Raw genomic sequence first — 12,821 nt, forward strand, 5'->3', positions numbered from 1 at the left:
CAGCGTAGTCCGCGGCTCATGCGCAACACCTCGGAACCCCTCAGATGTGCGTGACAGGATGGTGAAATGAGTATGTTCGCGCAGAGACCGGGAGCCGGTCGCGACGAGGTCGGCGAGAAGGTCGCGTCGTTCCCGACCTACGAGCAGGCGCAGAAGGCCGTGTCGTCCCTGATCGCCGGTGAGGTGCCCGCGCGCGACATCGCCATCGTCGGCTCGGGGCTGCGTTCGATCGAGCGCATCACCGGCAAGCTCGGGTACGCCACCGCCGCCCGCTCCGGAGCGCTGAACGGCCTCATGCTCGGTCTGCTGTTCGCCTTCATCTTCGTGCTCGGCACACCGACAGTGCAGATCTCGGCGTTCATCGGCGTGCTGCTGGTCGGTATGGCGCTCGGGATGCTGCTGAGCCTCGGCACGTACTCGATCGTGCGGCGCCGTCGCGACTTCGCGTCGGTGATGCAGGTCGCCGCCGACCACTACGACGTGTGCGTCGCCGCGACCAGCGTTCAGAAGGCCCGCGGCATCGTCGGCCCCTCGGGGGCTCAGCGTACCGTCGTGTCGCGCCCCGCGCCGGCCGAGACCGCGCCTCCGCGCTACGGCGAGCGTGTGGCCCCCGGCTCCGAGACGCCGGCCGTGCCGCCGCGACCGCCGGTTCCGGCTGCGCCTCCCGTCGACCAGGAGCCGCCCCGCTACGGCGAGCGGATCACGCCGACCCCCGCTCCGCGCGGCGACGACGAGTCTCGCGACGGGTCGGAGAACCCACCGACCGGTTCGTGAGCGCCCAGCCGGTTCGCATCACCGTCGACCTGCCGGCGGGTCTGTCGGAGATGTCGGGACTGTGGTCGCCGGTGCCCTCGGCGCGGGCGACGATCGCGTTGGCGCACGGTGCCGGCGCGGGGATGAGTCACCCGTTCCTCGAAGGGCTCGCCGATGCGCTGGTCGCGGAGGAGGTGTCCGTGTTGCGCTTCGTGTTCCCGTACGTCGAGGCCGGACGACGCATGCCGGGACCCGCGGCGCACGCCGTGGCGACGTGGAGCGGCGTGCAGACGTGGCTCGCGACGGCGGCGCCGGGTGCATGGATCGCGGCGGGCAAGTCGTACGGCGGGCGGATGGCATCCGTCGCCTGTGCCGATGAGGTCATCGCGCCGGCCGCGCTCGTGTACCTGGGGTATCCGCTGCATCCGCCCGGGCGGTCGGACAAGCCCCGCAGCGGGCATCTGCCCGCGATCGCGGTGCCGCAGTTGTTCGTCGAGGGGGAGAACGACCCGTTCATCGACCCGCGCGAACAGTTCGACGAAGTCGTCGCCGCTTGTCAGGACGCCCGGGTGCACTGGGTCGCCGGCGGCAATCATTCGTTCGAGGTGAAGGGCGCGCGGCGGCCGGCACAGGAGATCGGTGCGGGGTTGGCAGGCGCGGTGGCGGCGTTTGCGCGCGGGGTGTGATGGCCGTCAAACACCTCGTCCGCCGGGCGATCGGCGGGGCTTGTCATCGGTTGGCAGGATGCCACACCGCGAGATCACGATGAGATCGAGCGCAGGGCGTCCGTCAATCTCAGCCTCGTCCACCGTGACGGACAGCTCGTGTTCATGATTCACGAGATAGACCGAAGCAAAAGGGACCGCGATGCCGAGGTCCCGCTCTTCCCAGCCGTCGCCGAGGCGACCGGGCAGGTCGGCGATGAAGGTGTCGAAGTCGAATCCGTCGGAAACGTAGACAGCCCATTGACCTGTGTAGAAAGCGCCCCCGCGCCTCGAAGAAAGCAGGGGATCGGAACAGGAATAGGGTTCGTCGTCCGGTTCGGGCGAGACCTCGTGCGGAGGCGGAACGAGCGCCGCGATCTCATCGAGAGCGGCGACGGCCTCAGCCCTGACCGTATCGTAGGAAGGTTGATTCAGCGCGCAGCCTCCCGTCGTCAACGGGATAAGCACTAGTGCTATCGCCTGCAGGAACCTTGCTGTCACTTGCCGCCCTCCCTTAGGAGCTCTCGAACCCGGTCGGGGCCGCGACTGTTCGTCGAGGGGGGAATGACCCGTTCGTCAATGTTCGTAGGCAATTCGACGAGGCGGTGGTGTCGCGTCAGGACGCCCGGGTGCATTGGGTCGCCAGCGGTAATCATTCGTTCGAGGTGAAGGGCGCGCGGCGGCCGGCGGAGGAGATTGGTGCGGGGTTGGCGGGCGTGGTGGCGGCGTTTGCGCGCGGGGTGTGAGAACCGGGTAGTGCTGTCGGTGGCGGCTGCTGAGAGCCGCAACGCGTCGCTTCACGGGGTCGGATGCGGGATCGGCGGCGGGAATGTCGCGTCCCGCTCTTCATCAGTGATCTTGCCGCAACGGGATACGGCGAGGAGATCGATGGCTTTCCGTCCATCGATCGTCGCTTCCTCGACCTTCAGCGTCATCCTTGGTGACTCACGCACGAGGTAGACCTCGGCGAAGCTGACGGGTACCCCAAGTTCCTCGACCCGCCACTCAGCGCCCAGCCGTTGCGGCACGTCGTCGATGAAGCCTCGAATGTCGAAGTCGTCGCTCACGAAGACGGCCCATTGCCCCGTGAAAAACGCGCCGTGTCCTTTTTGCAGCGCCAGACCGTCGTCACACGAATATGGTTCGAACTCGGGGGTCACCAACACCGCTTGCCTGCTGGGCACGAAATCTGCCACGTTCTGCAGAACATCGAGCGTCTCCGCTCGTACTTCCGCGTACGTCGGCAGGTTGGGTGAGCAGCCGACGAGCATCGCGGCAGTTAGACAGAGACTCGCTACAAGTACGCCGACTCTCATTCTTCTGCCCTCGACTCATTCAGAATTTGATTAACCGTATTCAAGACCGTTCCATTCACTTCTTCGTCATCGCTCATCAACCTGTTGTGGTGATCGACGCTTGCGGCGATTACGAAGGGCGCGCCAAGGGCGACGTTCAACGGATCGACACCTGGTAGTCCCGAAGCGACGATGTTGACGTCGCTTATCGACTCAGGTCGGGTACCGAAGCCGAATGGCCCCAGCTGCAGACCGGCGTAGTACCGATTGATGTCATCCGGGCCCTGAGCTGAGAAGTAAGCCGTATCCGCCGAGGGTGTGTAATCGTCTGCGGCTCCGACGGATGCGGCAAGGAAGCGGGCATTCACCGTCCCGCCATATGCTTCCGCCGCGCTGCCCACACCACCTCCGTATGAGTGTTCATAGCTCATCGTCCACAAGGAGGGATCCGCCGCCTGCACACCTTTCACGAATTGGGCGTACTCGGGTGCGCGGTCCTCGGCGTAGTGGTTCCACTGCGGACCACCCCCGGAAAGAATTTCATCGAGTTGCGGCATCGGGCCGGTCATCACAGTGAAGGCGACGACACTCTCACGGCCACCCCGTACCTGCCAATTCGCGAACCGTGTAATCGGTTCCTCGACGTAGAAAGAGTCGGCCGTCGTGTTCGTGCCCGGCACGACGAACAGCGCGGCCTTTGCCGTAGACGGGTCGCCCGACATCTCGATGAGGGAACCGTGGCTGGGATCCCACGCGTAGAGCAGCTTTCGTCCCGCGGCCACCGCCTGGAAGTATGCGATCTCGCGGTCTATCCGGTTCACGTTCGCGGACGGCACGACACGCGCCCGAGGTGCGCCGGCAGGACCGTGGAGACCGAGGGCGCGGTCGCGCTTCGCACGGAGGTCGGCCAGATGACCCGCCGCGCGAGCGCGGTTGGCGGCGACGCGGTCGGCGAGAGCGACGCCGTCGAGATTGCCGATGAGGGCGGGAACGCCCGCAACGAGTGCGGCGGCGGTGGTCGGGGACAGGCTCGCCCACCACGTCGCCACCGCGTCGGGCTGGCCGCGCCGGATGATGTCGGCCCACTGGGGGTTCTGGCGCAGCAGGCGCGCCGCATCCGCACCGTCTCGTCGAGCGAGTCGGTGGAGCAGGGGGAGAGCTGCTTCATCGAGGACGGACGTCGACGGGTTGGCGAGTACGGTCTCCTCGGCGGGGAGATCGCGAGCGAGTGTCCACGAGACGTCGGGGATCGCGCGGAGCGCCGCGGCGCACGCGCGAGCTGCGGCATCCCAGTCCTCGACGAGCGCGGCATACTCTCGACGGAACGCGAGCTCGCGGTCGCCGCGCTCGACATCGGCGAGACGGCGGCCAAGAGGGTCGCTTGCTTCGGGGAAGGCGAGGCTGGCGGTGGCCTCGTGCTCGCGAAGTCGTGCGATCAGGGCGTCACGTCGACGATCAGCTGCCTCGAGATCGTCAGCCAGGGTCTCGATCGCTGCACGGGCGTTGCGCAGGCCTGCATCGATCTCGGCGGAGGCAGGGCCGAGCTGGCGCAGGCTCTGTTGCAACTCGGAAGCCTCAGGGGCGTGGTAGACGCCGGGCAGCAATCCCCACGTGAAGAGCACGTGATCGGTTGCCAGACGCGTGGCAGAACTCGCGGTCTCGAGGGACGCCGCGAGTCGGCGGAGCTCTTCGGGGTCGGCCGGGCACGGAGGGATGTCGCTGAGTGAGAGAGTCATAGGGGCCACCGACCGAATCGTGACGGGTCGAACAGCGCGGCGTCTGCACCGGACCGGGTCGTCGTGGCCGCCATCTCGTCGTCGGCTGCCACGTAGGCGATGACGACCGCCCGGAGGGCCGCAAGCGCCGATCGGCCTCGCGACGCGATGCCCCGCGACAGGTCGACCCGGGCGCGGGCGACGTCGTCGAACGCCGCGCGCGCGGACGGCAGCCCGGACAGTGCGTCGGTCAGCGCGTCGACCGCTTCGCGCAGCGCCGCCGAACGATCCAGGGTGTCGTCGAGGGCGAGACGGACACGTTCGGCGATGCCGACAACCTCATCGGGCTGGACGGAAAACGACATGCGGGGATGCTAATGAATGCACCGCCAGGGTCGTTTTCACCCTGTGGATAAGGCTCTGAACTTCACCAGTGCATTCGCCTGCGGGTCGTCAGACGATCAGCGCCCGGCGGCGTACCCCTGGGCGCCTCGCGGATTCGCCGCGGCCCACAAAATGCCGTCGCCGTCCCGTCCGACGGCGGTGACTCGTCCGAGCGACCAGTCGCCCGTCCGACGCACACGGTGACCCCGCGCCTCGAGGGCGGCGAGCACATCGGCATCCATTCGGTCTTCGACGGTCACGCCCGCGGGGGTCCAAGTGCGCGGCCAGAAGGAGTCGATGAGCGCGGTCGTGTTGAGGGTGGGGGCGTCGATCGCCTGCTGGCCGGAGTATCCGCCGACCAGAATCCGCAGGATCACGGGCAGCTGCCATTGGTCCTGTTGGTCGCCGCCTGGCGAGCCCACCGCGACGACCTCGGAGCCGCGCGTGAGAAGCGTGGGCGTGAGCGTCGTGCGGGGGCGACGCCCGGGGAGGAGGGATGCCGGATGGCCGGGGACCAGCCACGTCGCCTGCAGCCGCGTGCCGAGGCAGAACCCGAGGGTGGGCACCGTCGGCGAGGATTGCAGCCATCCGCCGGACGGGGTGGCGGAGATGGCGTTTCCCCAGCGGTCGATCACATCGATGTGGCACGTGTCGCCGCGCGTCTGCCCCGACCGATCGACGGTGGGTTCACCGGTCGACCCGTCGGCGACGGCCGCGTCGGTGCGCAGCGGCGGGAGCTGCGGGGCGCGACCGTCCGGCGAGCCGGGGCGGAGTTCCGCCGACGCCGCGGGGCCGATGAGTGTCCGCCGCTGGGCGATGTAGTCATCGGCGAGCAGCGCGTCGGTCGAGACGGCCCCGTCGCCGTCGCCGAACCAGGCGTCGCGGTCGGCGTAGGCGAGCTTCTGCGCCTCGAGCAGCAGGTGTGCGCCCTCCGCGGTCGCGGGGTCGAGCTGCTCGTCGTCGGCGTTCTCGATCAGCCGCAGCGTCTGCAGCAACGCGGGCCCCTGCGACCAGGGGCCGGCCTTGAAGACGTCCCACCCGCGGAAGGTCACCGACTCGGCCGCTTCGTAGTCCGCGCGCCAGGATGCCAGGTCGTCCGCGGTCAGGATGCCGGCGTGGTCGCCGCCGTCGGCGTGCCGATGCGGCCGCCGGATGAACGCCGCGGCCTCGGGCAGCACCTCGGTCATCCACCGCGTCCGTGCCGCGTCGATCCGCGCCTCGCGGTCGGCGCCGCCCGCGCCGATCAGACCCTCGAGCACGTCGGCCCACTCGGGGTTGCGCACGAGAGTGTCGGGCGGGGGCGGCGAGCCGTCTGGCATCCATCGCTCCGCCGACGTCGGCCAGTGGCGCGCGAACAGGTCGGCGACCCGCGCGATCGTGGCGGCGGCCCCGGCGACGAGCGGATGACCGTCGCGGGCGTAGCCGATGGCGTAGGCGAGCACGTCGGCGAGGTCCCAGGTGCCGTGGTCGCGCAGGAGGAGCAACCAGGCATCGACCGCTCCGGGAATGGCGGCGGCCAGCCCTCCGGCGCCCGGCACGAGATCGAGACCACGCGAGAGGAAGTGCTCGATGGTCGCGCCCGCCGGCGCCGGTCCCTGGCCCATCACGACGACGGGTCGGGGCGCGCCGGCCGGTCGGATCAGCGCAACGAGATCGCCACCGGGTCCGTTCAGGTGCGGCTCGACCACGTGCAGCACGAACGCCCCCGCGACGGCGGCGTCGAACGCGTTGCCGCCGCGCTCGAGCACCGCCTGCGCGGTGGCGGTCGCCGTCCAGTGCGTGGAGGCGGCCATGCCGAACGTGCCCCGAAGGGTCGGCCGTGTCGTGAACTCTGCCGGCGGCGTGAAGCTCATCGCGAGAGCCGGGCGATCCACTCCTCGACCTCGTCGGCGGTGCGCGGGATCCCAGCCGACAGGTTGACCGGGCCGTCGGCCGTCATGACGATGTCGTCCTCGATACGTGCCCCGATGCCGCGGTACTCCTCGGGCACGGTGAGATCGTCGATCTGGAAGTAGAGCCCCGGCTCGATCGTGAAGACCATGCCCGGCTCGAGCAGGCCGTCGTAGTACATGTCGCGTCGCGCCTGCGCGCAGTCGTGCACGTCGATGCCGAGGTGGTGGCTGGTGCCGTGCACCATGTAGCGACGGTGCTGGCCGCCGGAATCGGCATGCAGCGCCTCTTCGGCGGTCACCGGGAGCAGACCCCACTCGGCGACGCGGGCGGCGATGACCTCCATCGCGGCCTCGTGCAGGCGCCGGAACGGCACGCCGACCTTCGCCGCGGCGAACGACGCGTCGGCGGCCTCGCGGACGGTCTCGTAGATGCGGCGCTGGATGTCGGTGAACGTTCCCGAGACGGGCAGGGTGCGGGTGATGTCGGCCGTGTAGAGGCTGTCGACTTCGACGCCGGCGTCGACGAGGATGAGGTCGCCCGGCTTGACCGCGCCGTCGTTGCGTGTCCAGTGCAGATAGCAGGCGTGCGGGCCGGAGGCGGCGATCGTGTCGTAGCCGACGCTGTTGCCGTCGGAACGGGCACGCTGATGGAACACGCCCTCGACGACGCGCTCGCCGCGCGGGTGCTCGATGATGCGGGGGAGCTCGGCGACGATGTCGTCGAAGCCGCGCCCCGTGACCTCGACGGCGAGGGCCAGCTCGGCGAGTTCGTACTCGTCTTTGACCAGTCGCAGTTCGGAGACGAAGCGGGTGAGCTCGTCGTCGTCGCCGACCGTGCGGTCGTCGTCGGCTGCGGCGAAGTCATCGAGATGGGCCGTCGCGATCGCCAGGTCGGCGGCGACACCGTCGAGTGCCGGGCGGGGGCCGATCCAGAACTCGCCGATCGTGGCATCCGAATAGAACTCGGCCGTCGTGCGGTCGGCGCGCTCGCGGAAGTAGAGCACGGCCTCGTGGCCCTCGTCGCGCGGTTCGAAGACGAGGACGGCATCGGGCTCGGCGTCACTGCCCCAGCCCGTCAGGTGCGAGAACGCGGAGTGCGCGCGGAAGGGGTAGTCGGTGTCGTTGCTGCGCTGCTTGAGCCCACCGGCCGGCACGACGACGCGCTGACCGGGGAAGGCCCGCGACACGCGTTCGCGGCGCCGTGCCGCCCACGCCGCCTGCTCGCGCGGCTCGGGGAGGGTCGCGGGGTGCTCGGCCCAGCCGGTCGAGATGGTGTCGAGGAAGCCGCGGGGGAACGGCGCCTTGCGGTTGCTGGGGGCGTCGAGCTCGGTCTGCTCGGCCTGGGGCTCGGCGGTTTGCGCGGTCGTGTCGCTGGTCGAGGGGGCATCCATCGTTCCAGTCTCGCACCGTCGGACGTCGCGCGCACGGTGGTGGGCGCGGTGCGGGGCGGCTGCGTCGGACGTCGCGCGCACGGCGGTGGGCGCGCCCGGCACTCGCACCCGACACACGAGCACACGGCGCGGGCGCCGTGCCCGGCCCAGGGGCGGGGTCAGCCGGCGGCGCGCTCGAGCTGCACGACGATCGGACGGTGATCGCTGCCCGAGCCGTCGAGCGAGCGCATCACGACCGAACCCGACACGGTCCAGTCGGGCGTCGCCATCACGTGGTCGATGGGGGCGCCGAGCATCGCCGGCGCGTCGGTCGGCCACGTGCCGACCCCGCCGTTGCCGCTCTCGGAGGCCGCGTCGTGGCAGCGTCCGAGGGTGCCGTCGTCGACGCCCATCCCGGTCATGTGATCGAGGGTCGCGTTGAAATCGCCGGCGAGGATGACGTTGTCGGTGGTGCACTGGTCGGCCAGCCACTGCAGATCGCTGCGCCACTCGGTCATGTAGCCCTGACGGGGTGCGACCGCGTGGGCTGCGACGATGATCGGCCCGTCGCCGGAGGTCGGCATGGCCACTGCGCTCGGCACGGTCGAGGTGTTGCTGGAGCCGTCGAGCGACGACTGGATGACGGAGTAGTCGCCGAGCTCCGGACGGATCAGCACGGTCGTGGAGGTGGCATCCCAGCCGGTGACGCCGTACTCGCCGTACTCCGCGTGATGCGCCCACATCGGCTGACCCATGTCGCGCATCATCTCGGCCACCTCGGCGCCGGTGTCGATCGTGGTCTCTGGGAGCGTCACCACGTCGGCCTGCATGCCGACCGCAAAACGGGCGATCGACTCGGCGGACGTGGCCGAACCCGCTGTGTTCCACGTCATGACGCGCAGACTCGTCGCGGTCTTCTCGGGAAGATCCTCGGATCCGAGCCCGCGCTGCGAGAGGACCGCGACGTTGATGCCGCCCGACACCCCCAGGATGAGGGCGAGCACCAGAGCCAACGCCCGCAGGGGCCGGATGAGGGCGAACAGCAGCATGAGCAGCGTCGACGCGAGCAGCACGGCCGCCAGCGGCGCGCGGAAGGAGATGACCTGCGCCACGGGAAACACTCGCTCGACGCCGAATGCCGAGGGCCACGTGAGCACCGCGGCGCCCGCCGCGACGGCGAGCGCGACGAGGGTACCGAGCAGTCGACGCACGCACCCGACCTTAGGTCAGACGTCTGTGAGATCGACGGACATCGACCGGATGCCGCCTGCATAGCCAACCGGGTGAGCGCCGTCCGGCCGGGGGACGGGAGCGCTACGCTCGACGGGTGCCGCACGTTCGTCGATTCACCGGGCCGAGCGACCTGCACCTGCACTCGTCGCACTCCGACGGGACGGAGCCGCCGGCCGAGGTGATGGCGGCGGCGCACCGGCACGGTCTGCACACCGCGGCGCTCACCGACCACGACACCACGTCGGGGTGGGCGGAGGCGGCGGAGGCGGCGACGTCACTGGGAATGACGTTCGTGCCGGGCATGGAGCTCTCGGCGCGGCACCGGTGGCGCAGCGTCCATCTGCTCGCCTACCTGGTCGACCCCGACCACGAGGGGCTGCGGGCGATGACCGATCGCATCCGCTCGTCGCGTCTGGACCGCGCGCAGATCATGGCGGAACGCATCTCGCACGACTACGACATCGCCTGGGACGACATCGTCGCTCAGACCACCGACGGCGCGACGGTCGGGCGCCCGCACATCGCCGACGCGCTCGTCGCGCGGGGGATCGTCGCCGACCGCACCGAGGCCTTCGCCGGCATCCTGCACCCGTCCGGCGATTATTACGTGGCGCTGTACGCGCCCGACCCCGTCACCGCGGTGGAGTTGGTGGTCGGCGCCGGCGGCGTGCCGATCGTGGCGCATCCCGCGGGTCGGGCGTTGCTGCCCGAGAGCGTGCTCGAGGCCATGCTGGCGGCCGGGCTCGCGGGCTTCGAGCTCGCTCACCGCGAGAACCTGCCGGAGCCGACCGCGCTGCTGGCCGAACTGGCTGCCGAGCGCGACCTCATCGTCACGGGATCCAGCGATTATCACGGCCTCGGCAAACCGAACGTGCCGGGGGAGAACACCACGACGGATGCCATGGTGGAGCGCATCTTCGCGCTCGGGCGTGGCACGGCGCCGGTCTTCCCGTAGCGGCGGTCGACCGATCCGCGCTGGTCGCCGGCGCAGGTGGATGCACAACGCAGGAGGCCGCGGCGGTCGGCGGCGGGTGACCGCGCAATTGTGCCGAAGGTGCTCGCGAACTCCTGCATCGTGTTCCCGCGGCCGGGACGAAGAAACGACGCCGACCCCCGCAGGGATCGGCGCCGTCTTAGCGTCTTCGTGTCAGGCCACGGGTGCCGTCGGCGTACCCGAGCTGCCGCTGCCGCGGCGACGACGGCGGCGACGCGGGGCCGCATTGCCGTCGTGGTGCTCCTTGCCGGCACCGTCGTGCGTGCCGGCGCCACCCTCGTCGCGCGGGGTGGCGTCACCGGCGGGTGCGGTGGACTCGGACGACGAGGAGCCGCCGCCGCGGCGGCGACGACGCGGGGCGCGGGTGCCCTCGGCATCCTGACCCTCGCTCTTCTTCTCGGCGCGGGGCGCGACGGCCTTCGGGGCGGTGACGAGACGGCCCTTGGTGCCCTCGGGGATGTTGAGGTCGGTGTAGAGGTGCGGGCTCGACGAGTAGGTCTCGGTGGGCTCGGGCTGGCCGAACTCGAGGGCGCGGTTGATGAGAGCCCACTTGTGCACGTCGTCCCAGTCGACGAAGGTGACGGCGATGCCGGTGCGGCCCGCGCGGCCGGTGCGTCCCGCGCGGTGCAGGTAGGTCTTCTCGTCGTCGGGGATCGTGTGGTTGATGACGTGCGTGACGTCGTTGACGTCGATGCCGCGGGCGGCGACGTCGGTGGCGATCAGCACGTCTTTCTTGCCGGCCTTGAACGCGGCCATCGAACGCTCGCGCGCCTCCTGGCTCATGTCGCCGTGGACGGCGGCGGCGTTGAAGCCACGGTCGCCGAGCTCGTCGACGAGCTTCTGCGCCGCACGCTTGGTGCGGGTGAAGATGACGGCCTTCTCGCGGCCCTCGGACTGCAGGATGCGGGCGATGACCTCGTCTTTGTCGAGCGAGTGCGCGCGGTAGACGAGGTGCTTGATGTTCGCCTGCGTCAGGCCCTCGTCGGGATCGTTGGCGCGCATGTGGATGGGGTTCGACATGAACCGGCGCGCAAGAGCGACGATCGGCCCGGGCATGGTGGCCGAGAACAGCTGCGTGTGCCGCACGGCGGGGACCTTCGAGAAGATCTTCTCGATGTCGGCGAGGAAGCCGAGGTCGAGCATCTTGTCGGCCTCGTCGAGCACGACCTCGGTCGCGTGCGACAGGTCGAGCAGACGCTGGTTGGCGAGGTCGATGAGGCGTCCCGGCGTTCCGACGACGATTTGCGCGCCGGCCTTGAGCTGGTCGATCTGGCCCTCGTACGCCTTGCCGCCGTAGATGGCGACGACGCTCGTGGACCGGTTCGAGGTGAGCATGTCCATGTCTTCGTAGACCTGGACGGCCAGCTCGCGCGTCGGAACGACGATGAGCGCCTTCACGCCGGGCTCGGGGTCGAGGCCGAGACGCTGGACGACCGGGATGCCGAAGCCGAAGGTCTTGCCGGTACCCGTCTTGGCCTGGCCGATGATGTCCTGGCCGGGAAGGCCGAGGGGGATCGTCTGCTCCTGGATGGGGAAGGCTTCGGTGATGCCCTTGGATGCCAGGGCATCGACGATGTCCTGGTCGATGCCGAGCTCGGCGAATGTCGTCATGAGCGTGCCTGTTCCGGCGGCGAGAGACCGCCTGGGGAGTCGAATCCACGCCCTCACTCGTCCACAGGCGCGGGGTCCCGATCCGTCGCCGGGACCTGTCCACTCTACCCGGCGTGTCTCGGAAGCCCCCGACGCCTAGGCTGTCGTACGTGTTCGCGTGGTTCCGTCGTCGTCAGCGCCCGGTGGGCCGCACGCTCCAATTGCGCTCGCGCGGTGACCTCGGCGAGGCGATGCGCGTCGATTTCGCCGAACTCGCCCCTGACGTCGAGACCTTCCTCGGTCAGGCGGCGTACCTGCAGCTGGGCTTCTTCGAGACGCTCAGCGAGCTGATCGCCCTCACACCCGAGCTCGCCGAGAAGGAGTCGCTGTCGCGCGCCGCCGGTGCGGCGCTCATCAAGCATCAGGAGCTCGTCGCGCTGATCCGCGATCGCGGTGCCGATCCGACACAGCTCATGCTCCCGTTCCGCGAGTCGCTCGACGCCTTCCGGCGCAACACCCACGGGGTGCGCCCGCAGGAGACGATGCTCACGGTGCACATCACGGCGGGCCTGCTCGACGACTTCTACCTCGCGCTGTCGTCGAGCTACGGTGACACCGGACGCCGTGTCGCGCGCATCCTGCAGGCCGACGACGACCGTCAGGCCATCGTCGACATCCTCGCGGCGGCCATCGACAGCGACGAGGAGTGGCGCTGGCTGCTCGCCCTGTGGGGTCGACGCCTGGTCGGCGACACGCTGCTGGTCGCCCGCACGGCCCTGCGCCACGGACACCTCGACCGCGCCGAAGAGGCGAAGGTCGAACCCGTGTTCAGCGAGCTGATGGGCGCGCACGCACGGCGCATGGATGCCATGGGGCTCGCGGCCTAGTCAG

12 protein-coding genes are annotated in these 12,821 nt (G+C 69.8%); 4 read left to right on the top strand and 8 right to left on the bottom strand.

From position 1 onward, the window contains the following. The first annotated feature begins 66 nt into the window (after positions 1-66). Positions 67-774: a YflT domain-containing protein gene (locus tag AS029_RS03895; RefSeq protein WP_058231294.1), complete on the top strand. Its 708-nt coding sequence runs from the start codon at positions 67-69 to the stop codon at positions 772-774. Further along, positions 771-1,439 (top strand): alpha/beta hydrolase family protein, encoded by a 669-nt coding sequence (locus AS029_RS03900; RefSeq protein ID WP_058231295.1) that lies wholly within the window; start codon positions 771-773, stop codon positions 1,437-1,439. Before AS029_RS03895 ends, AS029_RS03900 begins: the two co-directional genes overlap by 4 nt. 6 nt (positions 1,440-1,445) lie before the next feature. Here AS029_RS03900 and AS029_RS03905 read toward each other — a convergent pair whose 3' ends face one another. The 7 genes from AS029_RS03905 to AS029_RS03935 form a co-directional block, all read right to left on the bottom strand. Continuing rightward, a complete protein-coding gene (locus AS029_RS03905) occupies positions 1,446-1,958 on the bottom strand; it encodes a hypothetical protein (protein WP_139168011.1) in 513 nt (170 codons plus the stop codon). 296 nt (positions 1,959-2,254) lie between these two features. Continuing rightward, the gene (locus AS029_RS03910; protein ID WP_058231297.1) at positions 2,255-2,728 is read right to left on the bottom strand and encodes a hypothetical protein; all 474 of its coding nucleotides are present in this window, start codon (positions 2,726-2,728) and stop codon (positions 2,255-2,257) included. A gap of 41 nt (positions 2,729-2,769) precedes the next feature. Further along, on the bottom strand, positions 2,770-4,488 hold the full coding sequence (locus AS029_RS03915; RefSeq protein ID WP_058231298.1) for a PspA/IM30 family protein: 1,719 nt from the start codon (positions 4,486-4,488) through the stop codon (positions 2,770-2,772). Then, a complete protein-coding gene (locus tag AS029_RS03920; RefSeq protein ID WP_058231299.1) occupies positions 4,485-4,832 on the bottom strand; it encodes a DUF6507 family protein in 348 nt (115 codons plus the stop codon). The genes AS029_RS03915 and AS029_RS03920 overlap by 4 nt, the downstream gene beginning before the upstream one ends. A gap of 96 nt (positions 4,833-4,928) precedes the next feature. Beyond that, positions 4,929-6,704 carry a gamma-glutamyltransferase family protein gene (locus tag AS029_RS03925; protein WP_058231300.1) on the bottom strand — a complete coding sequence of 592 codons (1,776 nt, stop codon included), beginning with the start codon at positions 6,702-6,704 and terminating at the stop codon, positions 4,929-4,931. Further along, positions 6,701-8,134: an aminopeptidase P family protein gene (locus tag AS029_RS03930; protein WP_058231301.1), complete on the bottom strand. Its 1,434-nt coding sequence runs from the start codon at positions 8,132-8,134 to the stop codon at positions 6,701-6,703. The genes AS029_RS03925 and AS029_RS03930 overlap by 4 nt, the downstream gene beginning before the upstream one ends. A gap of 158 nt (positions 8,135-8,292) precedes the next feature. Next, a complete protein-coding gene (locus tag AS029_RS03935; protein WP_058231302.1) occupies positions 8,293-9,324 on the bottom strand; it encodes an endonuclease/exonuclease/phosphatase family protein in 1,032 nt (343 codons plus the stop codon). A gap of 116 nt (positions 9,325-9,440) precedes the next feature. Between AS029_RS03935 and AS029_RS03940 the strand changes: the two genes are divergently transcribed. Continuing rightward, positions 9,441-10,301, top strand: a complete 861-nt coding sequence (locus tag AS029_RS03940) for a PHP domain-containing protein (protein ID WP_058231303.1) — start codon at positions 9,441-9,443, stop codon at positions 10,299-10,301. A gap of 192 nt (positions 10,302-10,493) precedes the next feature. Here the strand turns inward: AS029_RS03940 and AS029_RS03945 are convergent, their stop codons facing one another. Then, on the bottom strand, positions 10,494-11,951 hold the full coding sequence (locus AS029_RS03945; RefSeq protein WP_058231304.1) for a DEAD/DEAH box helicase: 1,458 nt from the start codon (positions 11,949-11,951) through the stop codon (positions 10,494-10,496). A gap of 149 nt (positions 11,952-12,100) precedes the next feature. Between AS029_RS03945 and AS029_RS03950 the strand changes: the two genes are divergently transcribed. Then, positions 12,101-12,817 carry a ferritin-like fold-containing protein gene (locus AS029_RS03950; RefSeq protein WP_058231305.1) on the top strand — a complete coding sequence of 239 codons (717 nt, stop codon included), beginning with the start codon at positions 12,101-12,103 and terminating at the stop codon, positions 12,815-12,817. The last annotated feature ends 4 nt before the right edge of the window (positions 12,818-12,821 follow it).

This window comes from Microbacterium enclense, from assembly GCF_001456955.1.
Classification (GTDB): domain Bacteria; phylum Actinomycetota; class Actinomycetes; order Actinomycetales; family Microbacteriaceae; genus Microbacterium; species Microbacterium enclense.